This window comes from Sphingobacterium sp. E70 (assembly GCF_019285695.1).
Taxonomy (GTDB): Bacteria; Bacteroidota; Bacteroidia; order Sphingobacteriales; family Sphingobacteriaceae; genus Sphingobacterium; species Sphingobacterium detergens.
In genome coordinates this window covers 676,474-691,322 of the sequence record NZ_CP079104.1, presented here as the reverse complement: position 1 = coordinate 691,322, position 14,849 = coordinate 676,474, and the positions used below count along the sequence as shown (strand labels likewise).

The following is a 14,849-nucleotide window of genomic DNA, read 5'->3' as shown; positions in this document are numbered from 1 at the left end:
CGTTGTGCAGCAACAGCTTGAATTAAAGCTATAGATGGTTGAAGCAGATCAACGGGGCAATTAAACAATTTCCCAAGCAATATTTTATTGTGCGATTGATAGGGAGGAAGGTAATGGAGTGTATTTTGATCGCTTTTTTCAGATAGTCAAAGAGTTGATCAAAGGGTAGTAATTTACTGATCCCCGAAAGAGCCGCTTTTTCTGTTAAGGTCTGTTGTTGTCCCATCCAGATGATATCGTCGATGGTCATTTCATCACCAAATAGTAATGTTTCTCCCAAATCAATATCGAGTACAGCAGCTAGTCGTGGGCTTTTTATACCGATATAGTATAAAAACTACTGTCTTGACGAAAAGGATAGGTATTGTGTTCAAAATTGATTGGGTTTTCAATATTTCCTAAAAAAAAGGATTTTTCCAGAAGAAAATTTTGAGATGAGTTCGTTTCTGCGGGTAGTATAGATTTCTTTCTTAAACATATTTGTGAAAATTAAGAGAGGCAACGTATAATTAAGATTTAAAGCGATATTATTTACATAAATAATACAGAAGCTAATATCGCAAAATTTAATCTTTTAATCTTGAAGACTCTTATTCAAAAATGGTATTGTGTTTGACATTTTATCGTTGTTACAATTGCTTATTTTTAATGATTGGTACATGAAAACAAAATAATATCGGGATTTAATAAAGTTCTATGTTTCTATTGAATATTAATTATCACAATTTATCAAAGTCTAATTGTATTTTAACCTTGTTTTTATAAGATACCAAGTTTTAATACTTGATTTTATTAAATACTGAATGGAAAATCTGTCGATTGCTAAATATTATCACATTATATACATATTTTGTTTTTATTTTTTCATGGATTATGATTGATATGTTTACTTGTTTCGTAGTTGTTATATTTATATTAACTAAACAGTGGTAATTGCAAATATAAACTTATGAAAACCTATGAAAGCGCTCCAGTTTAATGTGCCGACAATGCAAGGCCAAAGCCTAACGATACAAGAAGATATTTTAGAAACTTTTTACCCGCACCTACATAGGCATCAGGAAGCACAGCTCATGTGGATAGTAAAGGGAAGGGGAGTGTTGATTGTTGAAGATACTTTACATCCTTTTAAGGAAAATGATATTTTCTTTTTAGGGGCAAATCAGCCACATGTATTTAAATCTTCTTCCTTGGATGGTTTTTCAAATGAATCTCGTTCTATCTCGATTTTTTTGATCCGAATGGCAAACTCAAGTTCTTGTTCTCATTGGAAGAATTTGAATCATTAAATCAGTTTATTTATACTAATTCCTGTGGTTTTAAAATTCCAGAGGAATACTTTGATCAAATTTCGGAACGAGTACTACAACTGAAATCTTCAGATCAAATGGATAAATTGATGCATTTTTTCTATCTATTAAGATCTTTGGCGAATATATCAAGGGAGACAGATCCGCTTTGTGCAGAAAGAGCAGAGGTAATCTTAGATACGATTCATAGTTCAAATCGAATCAATATAATCTGTAATTATATTAAAGAAAATCACAAACACGACCTTAGTCTAGAAGAAGTTGCTGACTATGCAAATCTTACACCACAGGCTTTTTGTCGATATTTCAAAAAACATTGTGGCGTTACCTTTGTAACTTATCTCAACAGAATTCGAGTGAAAGAGGTCTGCAATCAACTGACCGAAGATCACTTAGATAGTGTTTCGTTTATCGCATACGGTTGTGGATTTAATAGTATTACAAATTTTAATAGAGTATTTAAACAGATCATTGGCTGCAATCCAAAAGAATATGTACAACAATATAAGCAAACACTGTACTCCGTTATATAACTGGTAAGTGAAGTGAGTCGTTCCTAAAATAACGGTCTCCTTGATCTTGGGAATAGCATTTGGAATCAATTGTCATCGCATAGGTGTGTGGGGAATTTCGATGGCTTTCATCGCAGTAGAAACGGTCAAAATTTTGATTTATAGACACTTTTTATCAGGTCTATTGTGTGAGAAAAATAATGAAGGTTAGATTTATTTATCTTTAAGGAAGTTGAATAGGCATAAAAAAAAGGTTTTCAAACGGGGAGAATGAAAACCTTAAATAACCAATTATAAACCTAAATTATGATACAACAAAGATAGTGTGTTTATTACACTTTGTCAAGATATTTCTAAAAAATTAAATCTTTTTAAAGAGAATACTTGAATTGTGCCCACCAAAGCCGAAAGCATTGCTCATTGCCGTTTGAACAGTCTTTTCCATGGGTTGATTGACAACAATATTGATGCCTTCAGGAATTGCAGGATCAATATTTTCGATATTTATCGTTGCTGGAATTACATTATTGTTGATTGACTTTATGGCGATAATTGCTTCAATTGCTCCTGCTGCACCAAGCAGATGCCCAGTCATTGACTTGGTTGAGCTGACCCAGAGGTTGTTGGATTTGCCAAATGCAAGTTGCATAGCCTTTAGTTCAGCGATATCACCAACAGGGGTAGATGTGGCATGAAGATTCAGATAGTCCAATTGGTCACTGTTGATTTGAGCTTCTTCCATTGCAAGTGACATTGCCTTTGCTGCGCCTATGCCTTCGGGATGAGGTGAAGTCATATGGTAGGCATCGGCAGTCATCGAAGCACCGACAAGCTCGGCATATATCTTTGCACCTCTTTTCTTAGCATGCTCATACTCTTCCAGTATCAAAGCCCCAGCCCCTTCGCCCATGACGAATCCATCGCGATCCCGATCAAAGGGTCTACTTGCCGTTTTAGGATCATCGTGTCTGCTGGACATTGCTTTCATCGCGGAAAAGCCGCCAACTGAAGCCGGAGTAATAGGAGCTTCTGAACCGCCGCTAATAAAAACTTTAGCCTTGCCTAACCGAATATAATTAAATGCATCCATGAAAGCAGTATTGGAGGTCGCACAGGCGGATACCGTTGTATAATTGATTCCCTTCAAGCCAAATTTCATCGATATCATTCCTGAAGCCATATTGACAATCAGTCTAGGGACGAAAAATGGACTAAACCGTGGTATATAATTGCCTTTTACATAACTTTCAACTTCATTCTCAAATGTTTCCATTCCGCCCTGACCGACACCCCAAATGACTCCAATATCAAATGGATCCATGCTGCTTGGGTCTAAACCGGAATCTTCTAAGGCCTGAGATGCGCTATACAAAGCATATTGCGTAAATAGGTCACTTCTCTTGATCTCATTTCTATCCAAGTATTTCTCCGGTTGAAAGTTCTTGACTTCACTTGCGATTTGCGTTCGAAACAGAGACGCATCAAAACGGCTGATGATCGCTGTATGATTCTCACCACGTAAGATATTATCCCAGAATGTATCAACGTTCTCTCCCAATGGGTTAATTGTTCCCATGCCGGTAATTACAACTCTTTTCATTTTTTTTTTTTTTAGAATTAATGTGTCAATATACCGATTGGTATCTGTTTTGTTAAAAAAATTAAATTCTGATCTCCCGATCGACCATTTCTTTCATATTATTTAATACGATGGTAAGATCTTTACCCCGCCCAGAGATTTTTGCAAGTAAAATTCCACCTTCAATCATCGCCATGAAGGTAATCGCAAAGTGTTCAGCAGAAATATGCTGTTTAAACTCTCCACTCGTCATTCCTTCTTCTAATATTGAAATCAATCGTTGCCGCCAAAGCGCAAATGATCGTTTGACTTTTGGCGTTAAAAAGGGAGCGAATCATCGGCCTCAATAGCAGCATTCATCAATGGGCATCCTCCTGATGCAGCGATGTTTTTGAAATTTTCTTTGTAAAAATCAAAAAATGCGAAAAGCTTTTTAAAGCTGTTCTGTGTTGGTTAAGCTGTTGATCTACGCCATCGGCTATTTTTTTACTTTGATAGGTATAAACCTGAAGCGCCAAATCATCTTTGTCTTTAAAATTACCGTAGATACTGCCTTTAGTTAAACCTGTAGCTGTAGTGATGTCTGAAAGTGAAGTAGCATAGTATCCTTTTTTATTAAAGATAGGGGCTGTCTTCTCAATGATAAATTGTCGGGTCTGTTCTGCTTTTGCCATGATGAGACTGTTCTTTGGTTTCAAAGATAAAAATACTTTTTGGTATATTATTGTTTTCTGTAGGATGCGACTGAAAATTTACATTATTTTCTTTCAGTTATACGATAAGTGCAACGGGAACCATTTTCGATAATGTATTCTATTCTGCTGATCGAATAGGATGGGCCGATAAGTTGTTGAAAATTGTGAAGCTCTGAACGACAAAAACCTTGACATTCAGTTGCTGCGGCACAGATGGGACAGTGATTTTCAATAAGGAGATAGGACTCGGCTTCTTTTTCCATTCGGCCATATATCCCTCTTCCGTTCTCTTGCTTGCAATAATATCCAGTTTTTTCGATTGATTTGGTATCAGACAAAGCATTCATATATTTCTGATATACTTTAGATTCTCGATCTGTAATCAATAGATCCAAGGCATTCTCACCAAGCAATTGTTTAATGGATTGCAGGAGTTGTACGGTAATGTCAGCATGACTATCTGGAAATTTTGCCAGCCCTAATGTTGAAAGACAATAGTAGGTAGATGGTCGGCCTATGCCTTCACTTCTCGCATAAGATTCGATTAGGCCCTGATTGGCAAGATTGAGCAGGTGTTTGCGGGCGCCCTCTTTTGTAATACCCAGCTCAGCCGCAATAAGCGCAGCGGTAACCTCGCCTCTCATTTTTAATAACATTAATATTCTATCTGCTGGAGTCTTCTGCATTTGGCAATTAAAAAGTTGTTTTAATGTTTTCTAAACAAAGATACTATTTTTTCAATTGTTGCCATAATGAATAGCATTAAAGTTTTTGCCAAGCAAACGCATAATTTTATGACATTAATAAAACAACTATTTAGTTGTTTTATTAATGTCTATTATTTAGTTTTGATTCATTATTAAAACAATAAAACTAAAATAACATGAGCAAATTTCAATTACCAGATTTATCATATGCCTATGGGGCACTTGAACCTTATTTTGATCAGGAGACAATGACGATTCATCATCAAAAACATCATCAGGCCTATGTCGACAATTTAAATAAAGCCGTTGTTGGTACAGGTGCTGAAGGTGTTGAATTGCAGGATATCCTAGCGCAAGTGAGTCAATATAGTCCTGCTATTCGCAACAATGCAGGCGGGCACTACAATCATTCCTTGTTTTGGCAAATTTTATCTGCAACACCGAAAACAGTGCCTACCGGAAAGTTGGCAAAGGAAATAGATGCAACTTTTGGTTCTTTAGACGAGTTGAAAACGAGGATAAAAATGCAGGACTTGGACAATTTGGCTCTGGATGGTCTTGGCTTTATATCAAATACAATGGTACTTTGGACGTCGTAGCGACACCTAATCAGGATAATCCATTAATGGATACACAATTGACAAGTAGAGGTGTACCAATCTTGGGTGTTGATGTATGGGAGCATGCCTACTATTTGAAATATCAGAATAAGAGAGCAGACTATTTGGATGCGTTTTGGTCTGTCTTGGATTGGTCTGTCGTCGAAAAGCAGTACGAAGAAGCGATCGATAAATTGATTTAAAACCTTGAACATGCGATCAAGCGGAGATAATAATTATAAAATAACATGTTTGTAAATAAGGTTGAAAATTCGGGTATTTTGGCGCTCGATCTCATTGATTTCAAAACCACACTTGAAATTATAGAATTTGACATCAAGACATTGTTTTACCAAGAAATGATCGTCAAAGAAAAGGAGTTTAAAGCGGCTCTTGCTGCATTGGAGTTGACACCCTTTATAGGCAAAGCCGTTGCTTTTACTTGTTCTGTTGATGCCATCATTCCCCCTGGATCTATATGGCTTTAGCCGATAAATTCCATCCTGATGTGGCTTATTACGATTTTAAAAGCGTGGAAACATTGGAATTGGAATTATGGACCCAGAATTTGAAGCGGGCAGATTTGTCTCAGTATAAGGATCAAAAAGTGGTTGTGAGAGCAAGGCCAAATATGCCAGAATCACTTTATATGCTAGCTGCTGCACGCTTAATTCCGATTGTTACAACATTGATGTACGGAGAGGTCGGAATGCCAAAAGTTATTTTTAAAAGAGCATAAGAAACAATGAAAGCATTCATATTTAATGGCGCCTTGGAGCGTAGGCAAGAATCTACTTCCGGCGTATTGTCTAATTATTTCGCTGAACAATTGAATCAGCTTGGTGTTGAGAATAGTGTTTTTAACCTGGCGGATAGTGGAATACCACTATTTGATACAAGCCTCAGCAGGATACCCAATAGTGTAAAGATCATGAACAATCTCTTTCTGGAGGCAGACCTGCATTTTTGGTTATCTCCTTTATATCACGGAAGTGTACCGGGGTAATGAAAAACTGTTTGGATTGGCTAGAGATAAGCGCAAAGAACAGTCCGGCATATCTCACCGATAAAAATATAGGACTGGTTTGTTGGGCGGATGGCGTACAGGCTCTACAAGGGATCAACGCTATGGATGCAATAGCAAAATCATTACGGGCATGGACTTTACCTTTTAGTGTACCTATTGTAAAAAGGGAACTATTTGAAAACACAGGCTCAAAGGAGATATCGTCGGATTATAAACGTAAATTGGATCTGTTGATCAATATCGCAACCACACGAACAGCAGTGTTTGAAACACTGCCGGGACGTTCCTGAAAATAGTATTTTCCTAAAAGCAGTTTAAAAATTGTTGCTGCATCAGTAATAATAAAGCACCTCGATCTCCATTGAGGTGCTTTATATGTTTTCAAAATTGCTTAGTTTTGAGAAACTGTGTGTTGAAGTGTTCGTCGTATTCACTCAATTTTCCAGAATAGCACATCTTTGGCGTTGCATCTCAAAAAAATGCAATAAACTGTTATTATTGTTTCATATTATATAAGGTATCTGATTAATGAGGTTACATTGTAGAGTTTTGTTAAAGTTAATTACCTATTGTATGCTGTGTTTCACTATACAGCATACAAATGCCCAAAGTTTTCTGCCATTAAATGAGGATAAATATCGGGCGGATGCCGAAATGTTATTGAAGTCGACCTCAAGTGACAGTATACAGGCAATACAATACTTTTATCTGGCAGATTACTACCGTTTTCGGGATACCGTGAAATTTTGGGAAAATATGCGACAAGGGGAGCGATTGGCTAAACCTTTTCGAAGCCTTCACGCAATGGGAGCGCTTTACAAAAGCTTCTACTATGGACAATTTTTAGACAGTAAACGTGCGGGGATTGAAGCACAAAAGTGCGTAGATATTCTTGCAGATGCCAAACAGCCTTTTCAACAGGGACTTTTGGCCAGAGCTTGGTATAATCTGGGGCTAATTCGATTTCCAAAAAAGGTTTTGCTGATTTACTGGATATACTCAATGGTAAATGTATGCCCTATGCCAAGGCACACGATCCGCTCATGGAAGGTGCGATAAATACCATGATCGGTATGGCCTTTATGTCATCCAATCAATTGGCAAAAGCAGATGAGTATCATCAGATTGCGATCAAACAGCTGGAACAACAACCAGCGAGTACAGCACTACTGGTAGCCTATTTAAATGCCGTTAGCACCTATTGCTACCAGGTTAAATCAAAAGAGGCCCGACAATTGTTAGATAAGGCCAAGGTCATGTTAGGAGACAGACCCAACTCCTCCCAACTCCCCAATTATTATTATAATGAAGCACTCTATTTTACGACAAAGCAACAGACAGATGAAGCGTTACGTATGTTGGATATCGGTTTGGAATGGTCGAAGAAAATGAACAATTGGAAATCCTACCAGATGATGCTTTTCAGAAAGTTTAATGTCTATTTGATGCAGAAAAAATATGCTGAAGCGAAATTGCCATTGGAGGAGATCATAAAAATGGATTGTTGACACGCGATCTTTACAACAGTAAAATTGTTTATAGCCAATTGGCTGCTGTGAATGAATTGATGGGGATTACAAAGAAGCACTTAAGATGTCCAATGTGGCGGGTAAGCTCTCTGATAGTATTCAGAAAATCCAGCTTTTGGAGAAGATGAACGAAATGGAGGCGAAATACAAAACCGTAGAAAAAGAAAAATTGATTTTAAATCTGCGTGCTGAGAAAGATCGCAATCAATTTAAGATCTTTCTCGTTTTAGGCATTGCTATTTTACTTTTCATCGTTGTTTTATTTGTCGCCTTTTCTTATCGAAAACAACGGAAGCTGAATGGACAGATCCAGATCAATCATGAGATTGCTTTGGAGAAACTGGCGAAGGAAAAACAGTTGCAAATCTCCGAGTCGATGCTCAAAGCTGAAGAACAGGAACGGCAGCGTATTGCACAAGATTTGCACGATAGTATTGGTGGCATGCTGACAGGATTGAAATTTAAGATCGCTGGAGAGCAGAAGGGCGAATTCGATTTGACGAATGAACTACCGCAAAAACTGAACGATATTTTGGGCGAAGTTCGACGGATATCGCATAATCTGATGCCCGATTCATTACGGCAATTTGGTCTAATAGCAGCATTGGAACAATTGTGTCTTTCGATGCGGAATAATAAGGTGCAGATCCAATTTGAAAATTATGAGGACGAAGTACACCTTGACTTCCAAAAAGGGTTGGCAATATATCGGATCGTCCAGGAAGCGATCTCAAACGCATTGAAATATGCAGATGCAGACCTTATTATTGTTCAGGTAAGTAAATCACAGGGAATATTGCAGGTTTTGATTGAAGACAATGGAAAAGGGTTTGATTCTTCCGCAGCAAATTATGGAATGGGATTAAATAATATGGTCAACAGGATCAAATGGATCAATGGATCTATTGCTATGCAGAGCAAACTTGGATCGGGTACACAGATTGAAATAGGAGTAGGTGTTTAGTTAAAAACTAATGTATGAAAATTATTGCCGTGTTGGACGATCATCCCTTATTATTGGAAGGGGTGACTTCTTTTCTCAATAATCAAAAAGGGTATAAGATATATTCATTTCTGGAGCAAGTATCATTGATCGAATTCTTGGATACGACGGAAGTAGATTTGGTCCTTATGGATATGCAGCTTTTGAATACCAGCGGATTGGACGTCTGTCTACAGGTGAAGAAGCTGTTTCCGGTAGTTCCAGTTGTTGCATTGAGCAATTTAGCAGATCGTAATCTTATTTTTCAGTTTATGCGAAATGGCGGGAATGGTTATATCCTAAAGGATGTTTCTAATGACGAATTCCTTCGTTGTGTACAACTTGGACTTGAAGGGAAAGAAGCGCTTTGCGATAAAGCAAAGGATCTTTATGCCGGAGCGGTCACGTCCCTGGAAGATCTTCCACGTTTAACACGAAGGGAAAAAGAGATTTTGACGATGGTTGCCGATGGCTATACCAGTAATCAGATTGCGGAGAAACTATTTTTAAGTCCCGTTACGATTGAAACCCACCGACGCAATCTTCTGACCAAATTTAAAGTGAAAAATATGATCGAATTGGTACAACTTGCGCTAACACATAAATTGTTGGGGTTCTAGCTTGTCGGAGCCATTATGCTAATGCTCACCATAACCGACATCATCCAGTTTTCCTTTAAAGACCCTAAATTGAATAATAAAATAGGCTACGACCAAAATTGCTGCAAAATAAACCATCCCAAACCTACGGATAGGCCATATTCATGTGCTGCGGCATTCTGGATGGTAAGCGAGGGGTTTACCTCATTGGTTGATGGTAATAAGGTTGGAAACATAGAGGCCACTGTGGTTGCAAAGCTTCCCAGTATAAATAGGGAAGAGAACATAAAACCCGTACCATCTTTTTTGAACGTCCTGATCCAAAATTGTCCCAGCAGGCCAATCGCTGCAATCAAGGGAATATCCAGAGCCAATAATGATTTTGCAGATTATTTAAGGAGATTGGTTTTACATAATGCCAGACATAAGCAGATAGCATGACCAATACAAGTAATACGAAATTCAATTTAAATATGATGTCTTTAAGACGCTGATTTAGGGTGCTGGATGTTTTTAATATAACCCATCCCGCACCATGGATAGTCAGGGTGACGACTGCTACTAAACCTAGTATCAGTGTAAACCAGTCAATGATACCTTGATGTTCAGCCAAAGGGTCGAAAGTTGGGTTCCAGAGTGCGAGGAAGAAATAATGTGGTTCTTGCGTGGATACCCCGTTTTCAACCATCCCCAGATTGACTCCCCGAACGACGTTGCCTAATGCAGCGCCAAAAATAGTGCTAGGAGTAAGCTAGCTAAACCAAAAGCTTTATCCCATAATGCTTCCCAAAGTCGGTGATGCACTTGTCCTCTCAGTTCAAGACTTATTGCCCTAAAGATCAGTAACCATAATACGAGCATCAGCGGGAGGTAGAACCCACTAAAAGATGAGGCATAAAGTGTTGGAAAAGCAAAAATAAAACACCACCAGATGCGATCAGCCAAACTTCATTAGCGTCCCAGAAAGGCCCGATAGCATTTGTTACGGCCTTTTTTTCCTCTTCGGTCTTTGCAAAGAATAAATGTACAATGCCCGCTCCAAAATCATAACCATCGAGGACAACATAAATGCCCAACATAAAAGTCAATACGATAAACCAGAATATTTCCATAACAAATTAGTTTAAAGCAATATGAGGCTCGGGCCTTTTCGAATAATTTTCAATACCAACATAAGGAACAACAATCCCAAAAGAATATAGAGTCCGACAAATCCCAGTAAAGTAAATAAGGTATTACCAGAAGATACTGTGGGCGAAACCCCATCTACCATACGCATCAGGTTGTAGACCAACCAAGGTTGTCGTCCCAGTTCGGATGTATACCAACCTGCCGTATTGGCGATATAAGGAAAAGGGATCATAAACATAATGATCCACAGTAACCATTTGGTCTGATATAACTTGTTTCGCCAAAGTAAGAAGCTACCCAATACCATGATTCCAATGAATATTGTGCCTAAACCAACCATAATGTGATAGCTATAATAGAGCCCGGGACATTCGTTGGATGCAATGAGTCGTCAAATTCATTCAGGCCTTTTATTTCTGCATCCCAACGTTGATAGGTAAGGAAGCTTAAAACATTAGGTACTGCAATTTTATTGTCCAGTTTTTTGTTTTCCATATCAGGTTGGCCGATCAGGATAATTTCGGATCCCCCTTTTTCTGTTTTGAAGATACCCTCCATCGCTGCGAATGATGCAGGTTGATATTTTACCACATTTTTGGCAGCTAGATCTCCTGTAGGAAATGCGAGCATGACAGATGAAATGGCACCAAAGATTACCCCGCTTTTAACGAATATCTTTCCAAATTTGCTATGTCTATCGCTGAGGAGATAGAAAGCTCCTATAGAGGCAACAAAAAAGAACTTGTAACCAGAGATCCAGCTTGATTGTGGAGATAAGAAGGCCATAACCACGGATTGCTAAATAAAGAACTGAAATTGTTGAGTACAAACTTGCCATTTTCGAGAATTTCATAACCTACAGGGTGCTGCATCCAGGAATGCGTGGCAATAATTAAAAATCCACTCGCCCAAGATCCAATGAATACCATCAAACCGGAGAGAAAATGTAGCTTGTGACCAAGTAATTTTTCTCCGAAGAGAAACATGCCCAAAAAAGAAGACTCTAGGAAAAATGAAAACATTCCCTCCATGGCCAAGGTCTGCCCAATGATTCCCCTGTGAGCTCAGAGAATTTTGCCCAATTTGTGCCAAATTGAAATTCCATGGGTATACCTGTCACCACACCCATGGTGAAATTCAGTGCAAAGATTTTCATCCAGAATTTTGATGCATTGTTGTAATCTTCATTGTGTGTTTGTAAAAATTTCCATTTGAAATAAACAATCATCAATGATAATCCCATAGTCAATTGGGGAAATAAATAGTGGAATGTGATTGTAAAGGCAAATTGAAGCCGATTGTAAAGAATCATGTCTTCCATGGATCCGATTTTTGGTTAATGACATTTAAATATAGCTATTTTTTTGTCGTACCTACCCTTCAAAGTGTATTATTTTTTTGTCTTATCTTCGCTTCCGACAACAGAAAATAGCGAAAGGGAAGCGGAGCACAAGAGGTATGAAAAAGCGATAATTTTAATGGGTGTTTTGCTGATACCCATACTTTTTATTCTACTCAACAACAAGGACAGAGGCAAGTTAGCGGCGGATAATGTCGTATTTAGGGATAAATTATCCGATTACGGATTGTTCAAAGGGAAAATAGCTGATCTCGTACCCAATGATCAAGGGGTTTCTTATGAGCTGGCTTCCGCACTATTTACAGATTATGCCGACAAAAACGTGTTATTTTCCTGCCAAAAGGAAAGAAAATAGTGGCTTCTGATGATGGATTGCCAGATTTTCCGGATGGAACCATTATTGCCAAATCTTTTTTACCCAAAGAAAGACACTGTACAAGCGTCTACATTCGTGCTGCTTGAGACACGTCTCCTGATCAACAAGGGGGCAGTGGAATGCAGCAACCTATCAATGGAATTCGACCCAAGATGAGGCCTTCTTATTAGCCGATAGTGCAGTTGTACCGGTTTCATTTTTAGATAATAAAGGCGTGAAACGACAGACAAATTATATCATTCCTTCACGTACAGACTGTATTGCATGTCATCGTCAGGGAGATCGTATGCTCCCGATAGGTCCCAAAGTCAAAAATTTAAATCGGGTGGTGCTACGGGATCGTGACACAATTCAACAGTTAGCATATCTGAAAGATAAAGGTATAATAGATATTCCGTTATTGAGACAACTAACTTCGCTACCTAGCTATGATGACCTTAGTCAATCTACCGAGCACCGGGCAAGAGCTTATCTCGAGGTGAATTGCGCGCATTGTCATAATCCCAAGGGAACCGCTTATATGACTATGCTTGATCTCAGATTTGAAAGTCCTATAAACGAAACTGGGATTTGGCTCAAACAGGCAAAAATTATCGGACGAATGTCTGTACTAGGTGAGATGCATATGCCTCAAAAGGGAACTACTATACTTCATGAGGAAGGTGTAGTACTAATCAAGGATTATCTTAAGTCCTTGAAATAAATAAATTTTAAGTTTATAAGCTATTGGTAGTTAGGGTTTAATTGCGTGTTTTTCTACTCTTAAACCGGATTTTACATATGTTTTAATAAAATCTATAGAATTAGTAGATTATATTGAAATATCTTTTATATTTGTGATAGATAAATTTCCCTTATCTTTTCTCAAATAGACAGCAGGGGAGGCGCTCGCTTCCCTACTGTCTTCAAAATAGAAACAAGTTTTCGATTGGCGTTGGCACTTGTTCGTATTTTCTTATATTGCGATAGTGTTTTCAATTAAATAATACTATCATGATGCGGTATACCAAACTTTTCATGGCAATGGCCATGTTTCTCTTCGTTACATTTGTTAATGCACAAAATAAGAAGCCTAATATAATCCTGATTCTTACAGATGATTTAGGGTACAGTGACCTCGGCTGTTATGGCAGTCCGAATATTTCAACCCCTTTTTGGATTCAATCGCCAGTAAAGGTGTGCGGGCAACAAATTTTATGGTGTCAACCCCTCTTGTACCCCCTCGCGGGCATCTTTGCTGACCGGGCGTTATGCTTCCGTTATAATCTACCTGCCCCAATCGGTCCCGGATCAAATCTCGGGCTACCGGATGAGGAGGAAACTATTGCAGAGTTACTAAAAAAGTAGGGTACCGTACGGGGCTGATCGGTAAGTGGCATCTTGGTGATAAACAAGCTTATCATCACCCCAATAAACAAGGATTCGATTTTTTCTATGGGATGCTGTATAGTCATGACTATCGCGACCCATACGTAAAAACGGATTCTGTGATTAAAATATTTAGAAATAGAAAGCCAGAGGTTGTCGCACCTGATGATTCGGATTTAAGTGCCCTATACCATAAGGAAACAGTAGATTTCATTGAAAATCAAGATAAAGACCACCCATTCTTTTTATATTATGCGCACAATTTCCCACATCTTCCATTGGCTTTTGCGAACAAAAAGAATAAGTTTGCCGATCAACAGAATGCAGGCCCATTAGGAGCGGTGATGCGTGAGCTGGATCATAACTTTGCCGAACTTTGGAAGACAGTTGAGAAAAAGGATTGGCAGATAATACTATTCTGATTTTCTCAAGTGACAACGGCCCGTGGATTGCCTATCCTTCACGGATGTCAGATGACCATGCAACAAAAAATTGGCATGTGGGTACCGCTGGAGTATTTAAGGGATCAAAAGCCGAAACGACCGAGGGTGGAGTACGTGTTCCATTCATCGTATACGGAAAAGGATATGCGCAAGAAGGTAAGGTAATTAGACAGGCGATCAGCAACTTAGATGTGTTACCGACAATAGCAAAATGGACGGAGCTCCTCTTCCAAAAAAATCCATCGATGGCCAGGTAATAGATGATTTATTGAGTGGTAAAACAGAGGATTTAAAGGCTGTGCATCGACCTATATTTTTAGTAAACTACGGTCACGTTGAAGCTGTTCGATCGGGTGATTGGAAATATAGACGAGTACCGGCGGGTGTCAACCAGATATCGGGAAAACCCTATGACGCAGTAGAGGAACTGCATAATATTGCTTGGGATCCAAGTGAGCGAACCAATATCTTAGCGGATTATCCCGAGAAAGCGGCGGAATTACGTTTACTGTTTGAAAACTTCGATGGGAATATGAAGCCGGCGAAGAATTAATTCTAAAACAAATAAAGCGACAATTTCAAAAAAATGTCGCTTTATTTGTTTTTTGCCTCATTATTATTCTAAAGGAGTT

At 38.5% G+C, this 14,849-nt stretch carries 22 protein-coding genes and 5 pseudogenes; 17 read left to right on the top strand and 10 right to left on the bottom strand.

Annotated features, from left to right (window positions below; all coding sequences use genetic code 11):
- Positions 1–28 precede the first annotated feature (28 nt).
- Positions 29–280 carry an aminopeptidase P N-terminal domain-containing protein gene (locus KUH03_RS05040; RefSeq protein WP_257091851.1) on the bottom strand — a complete coding sequence of 84 codons (252 nt, stop codon included), beginning with the start codon at positions 278–280 and terminating at the stop codon, positions 29–31.
- Between the two features lie 679 nt (positions 281–959).
- On the opposite strand from KUH03_RS05040, the gene KUH03_RS05035 reads away from it, so the two are divergent.
- Both KUH03_RS05035 and KUH03_RS05030 read left to right on the top strand, forming a co-directional pair.
- A complete protein-coding gene (locus tag KUH03_RS05035; protein ID WP_257091850.1) occupies positions 960–1,289 on the top strand; it encodes a cupin domain-containing protein in 330 nt (109 codons plus the stop codon).
- Positions 1,268–1,843, top strand: coding sequence for an AraC family transcriptional regulator (locus tag KUH03_RS05030; protein WP_257091849.1), 576 nt, complete (start codon positions 1,268–1,270; stop codon positions 1,841–1,843). Before KUH03_RS05035 ends, KUH03_RS05030 begins: the two co-directional genes overlap by 22 nt.
- Before the next feature lie 340 nt (positions 1,844–2,183).
- Here KUH03_RS05030 and fabF read toward each other — a convergent pair whose 3' ends face one another.
- From fabF to KUH03_RS05010, 5 genes and pseudogenes are all read right to left on the bottom strand, one after another.
- Positions 2,184–3,422: a beta-ketoacyl-ACP synthase II gene (gene fabF, locus KUH03_RS05025; RefSeq protein ID WP_257091848.1), complete on the bottom strand. Its 1,239-nt coding sequence runs from the start codon at positions 3,420–3,422 to the stop codon at positions 2,184–2,186.
- Positions 3,423–3,483: 61 nt separating this feature from the next.
- Positions 3,484–3,702, bottom strand: a pseudogene (locus KUH03_RS05020) (TetR family transcriptional regulator C-terminal domain-containing protein); the annotation flags it as partial.
- A 17-nt stretch (positions 3,703–3,719) separates the two neighbouring features.
- The gene (locus KUH03_RS48125) at positions 3,720–3,788 is read right to left on the bottom strand and encodes a hypothetical protein (protein WP_373564779.1); all 69 of its coding nucleotides are present in this window, start codon (positions 3,786–3,788) and stop codon (positions 3,720–3,722) included.
- Positions 3,761–4,075 carry a TetR/AcrR family transcriptional regulator gene (locus KUH03_RS05015; protein WP_257091846.1) on the bottom strand — a complete coding sequence of 105 codons (315 nt, stop codon included), beginning with the start codon at positions 4,073–4,075 and terminating at the stop codon, positions 3,761–3,763. Before KUH03_RS05015 ends, KUH03_RS48125 begins: the two co-directional genes overlap by 28 nt.
- An 83-nt stretch (positions 4,076–4,158) precedes the next feature.
- A complete protein-coding gene (locus KUH03_RS05010) occupies positions 4,159–4,782 on the bottom strand; it encodes a metalloregulator ArsR/SmtB family transcription factor (protein ID WP_257091845.1) in 624 nt (207 codons plus the stop codon).
- A gap of 197 nt (positions 4,783–4,979) precedes the next feature.
- On the opposite strand from KUH03_RS05010, the pseudogene KUH03_RS45315 reads away from it, so the two are divergent.
- The 9 genes and pseudogenes from KUH03_RS45315 to KUH03_RS04970 form a co-directional block, all read left to right on the top strand.
- Positions 4,980–5,177, top strand: a pseudogene (locus tag KUH03_RS45315) (superoxide dismutase); the annotation flags it as partial.
- A gap of 44 nt (positions 5,178–5,221) precedes the next feature.
- Positions 5,222–5,605: a superoxide dismutase gene (locus tag KUH03_RS45310; RefSeq protein WP_306429460.1), complete on the top strand. Its 384-nt coding sequence runs from the start codon at positions 5,222–5,224 to the stop codon at positions 5,603–5,605.
- Between the two features lie 45 nt (positions 5,606–5,650).
- Positions 5,651–6,141: pseudogene (locus KUH03_RS05000) on the top strand (DUF2480 family protein).
- Between the two features lie 6 nt (positions 6,142–6,147).
- Complete coding sequence (locus KUH03_RS04995; RefSeq protein WP_257091844.1) at positions 6,148–6,408, top strand: NADPH-dependent FMN reductase; 261 nt, start codon at positions 6,148–6,150, stop codon at positions 6,406–6,408.
- Positions 6,408–6,719: a hypothetical protein gene (locus KUH03_RS04990; protein ID WP_257091843.1), complete on the top strand. Its 312-nt coding sequence runs from the start codon at positions 6,408–6,410 to the stop codon at positions 6,717–6,719. The genes KUH03_RS04995 and KUH03_RS04990 overlap by 1 nt, the downstream gene beginning before the upstream one ends.
- 283 nt (positions 6,720–7,002) lie before the next feature.
- A complete protein-coding gene (locus KUH03_RS04985; RefSeq protein ID WP_257091842.1) occupies positions 7,003–7,488 on the top strand; it encodes a hypothetical protein in 486 nt (161 codons plus the stop codon).
- Positions 7,473–7,937, top strand: coding sequence for a hypothetical protein (locus tag KUH03_RS04980; protein ID WP_257091841.1), 465 nt, complete (start codon positions 7,473–7,475; stop codon positions 7,935–7,937). The genes KUH03_RS04985 and KUH03_RS04980 overlap by 16 nt, the downstream gene beginning before the upstream one ends.
- 85 nt (positions 7,938–8,022) lie before the next feature.
- The gene (locus KUH03_RS04975; RefSeq protein ID WP_257091840.1) at positions 8,023–8,922 is read left to right on the top strand and encodes a sensor histidine kinase; all 900 of its coding nucleotides are present in this window, start codon (positions 8,023–8,025) and stop codon (positions 8,920–8,922) included.
- Between the two features lie 14 nt (positions 8,923–8,936).
- Positions 8,937–9,560 (top strand): response regulator transcription factor, encoded by a 624-nt coding sequence (locus tag KUH03_RS04970; RefSeq protein WP_257091839.1) that lies wholly within the window; start codon positions 8,937–8,939, stop codon positions 9,558–9,560.
- Between the two features lie 86 nt (positions 9,561–9,646).
- Here KUH03_RS04970 and KUH03_RS04965 read toward each other — a convergent pair whose 3' ends face one another.
- The 4 genes and pseudogenes from KUH03_RS04965 to KUH03_RS48120 form a co-directional block, all read right to left on the bottom strand.
- Positions 9,647–9,895, bottom strand: coding sequence for a cytochrome d ubiquinol oxidase subunit II (locus KUH03_RS04965; protein WP_257091838.1), 249 nt, complete (start codon positions 9,893–9,895; stop codon positions 9,647–9,649).
- Positions 9,892–10,618: pseudogene (cydB, locus tag KUH03_RS04960) on the bottom strand (cytochrome d ubiquinol oxidase subunit II). The gene KUH03_RS04965 and the pseudogene cydB overlap by 4 nt, the downstream one beginning before the upstream one ends.
- A gap of 44 nt (positions 10,619–10,662) precedes the next feature.
- Complete coding sequence (locus KUH03_RS04955) at positions 10,663–11,010, bottom strand: cytochrome ubiquinol oxidase subunit I (protein ID WP_257091837.1); 348 nt, start codon at positions 11,008–11,010, stop codon at positions 10,663–10,665.
- Positions 10,998–11,913, bottom strand: a pseudogene (locus tag KUH03_RS48120) (cytochrome ubiquinol oxidase subunit I). The gene KUH03_RS04955 and the pseudogene KUH03_RS48120 overlap by 13 nt, the downstream one beginning before the upstream one ends.
- Positions 11,914–12,055: 142 nt before the next feature.
- Here KUH03_RS48120 and KUH03_RS04940 point away from each other — a divergent pair.
- The 6 genes from KUH03_RS04940 to KUH03_RS04915 all read left to right on the top strand — a co-directional run bounded on the left by KUH03_RS04940 (position 12,056) and on the right by KUH03_RS04915 (position 14,770).
- Complete coding sequence (locus KUH03_RS04940; RefSeq protein ID WP_257091834.1) at positions 12,056–12,385, top strand: hypothetical protein; 330 nt, start codon at positions 12,056–12,058, stop codon at positions 12,383–12,385.
- 235 nt (positions 12,386–12,620) lie between these two features.
- A complete protein-coding gene (locus tag KUH03_RS04935) occupies positions 12,621–13,109 on the top strand; it encodes a hypothetical protein (RefSeq protein ID WP_257091833.1) in 489 nt (162 codons plus the stop codon).
- Positions 13,110–13,399: 290 nt separating this feature from the next.
- Complete coding sequence (locus tag KUH03_RS04930; protein WP_257091832.1) at positions 13,400–13,753, top strand: hypothetical protein; 354 nt, start codon at positions 13,400–13,402, stop codon at positions 13,751–13,753.
- A 14-nt stretch (positions 13,754–13,767) separates the two neighbouring features.
- The gene (locus KUH03_RS04925; protein WP_306429699.1) at positions 13,768–14,196 is read left to right on the top strand and encodes a sulfatase-like hydrolase/transferase; all 429 of its coding nucleotides are present in this window, start codon (positions 13,768–13,770) and stop codon (positions 14,194–14,196) included.
- The gene (locus KUH03_RS04920) at positions 14,175–14,474 is read left to right on the top strand and encodes a sulfatase-like hydrolase/transferase (RefSeq protein WP_257091831.1); all 300 of its coding nucleotides are present in this window, start codon (positions 14,175–14,177) and stop codon (positions 14,472–14,474) included. Before KUH03_RS04925 ends, KUH03_RS04920 begins: the two co-directional genes overlap by 22 nt.
- On the top strand, positions 14,429–14,770 hold the full coding sequence (locus KUH03_RS04915) for a hypothetical protein (RefSeq protein WP_257091830.1): 342 nt from the start codon (positions 14,429–14,431) through the stop codon (positions 14,768–14,770). Before KUH03_RS04920 ends, KUH03_RS04915 begins: the two co-directional genes overlap by 46 nt.
- Positions 14,771–14,849: the final 79 nt, after the last annotated feature.

Bases quoted from the DNA above. Each gene is read 5' to 3' on its own strand.
- KUH03_RS04915 (WP_257091830.1), top strand. From the start codon at position 14,429: ATGGACGGAGCTCCTCTTCCAAAAAAATCCATCGATGGCCAGGTAATA.
- KUH03_RS05035 (WP_257091850.1), top strand. From the start codon at position 960: ATGAAAGCGCTCCAGTTTAATGTGCCGACAATGCAAGGCCAAAGCCTA.
- KUH03_RS04975 (WP_257091840.1), top strand. From the start codon at position 8,023: ATGTCCAATGTGGCGGGTAAGCTCTCTGATAGTATTCAGAAAATCCAG.
- KUH03_RS04930 (WP_257091832.1), top strand. From the start codon at position 13,400: ATGATGCGGTATACCAAACTTTTCATGGCAATGGCCATGTTTCTCTTC.
- KUH03_RS04985 (WP_257091842.1), top strand. From the start codon at position 7,003: ATGCTGTGTTTCACTATACAGCATACAAATGCCCAAAGTTTTCTGCCA.
- KUH03_RS04970 (WP_257091839.1), top strand. From the start codon at position 8,937: ATGAAAATTATTGCCGTGTTGGACGATCATCCCTTATTATTGGAAGGG.
- KUH03_RS05010 (WP_257091845.1), bottom strand. From the start codon at position 4,782: ATGCAGAAGACTCCAGCAGATAGAATATTAATGTTATTAAAAATGAGA.
- KUH03_RS05015 (WP_257091846.1), bottom strand. From the start codon at position 4,075: ATGGCAAAAGCAGAACAGACCCGACAATTTATCATTGAGAAGACAGCC.
- KUH03_RS04980 (WP_257091841.1), top strand. From the start codon at position 7,473: ATGGAAGGTGCGATAAATACCATGATCGGTATGGCCTTTATGTCATCC.
- fabF (WP_257091848.1), bottom strand. From the start codon at position 3,422: ATGAAAAGAGTTGTAATTACCGGCATGGGAACAATTAACCCATTGGGA.
- KUH03_RS04995 (WP_257091844.1), top strand. From the start codon at position 6,148: ATGAAAGCATTCATATTTAATGGCGCCTTGGAGCGTAGGCAAGAATCT.
- KUH03_RS04990 (WP_257091843.1), top strand. From the start codon at position 6,408: ATGAAAAACTGTTTGGATTGGCTAGAGATAAGCGCAAAGAACAGTCCG.
- KUH03_RS04955 (WP_257091837.1), bottom strand. From the start codon at position 11,010: ATGGTTGGTTTAGGCACAATATTCATTGGAATCATGGTATTGGGTAGC.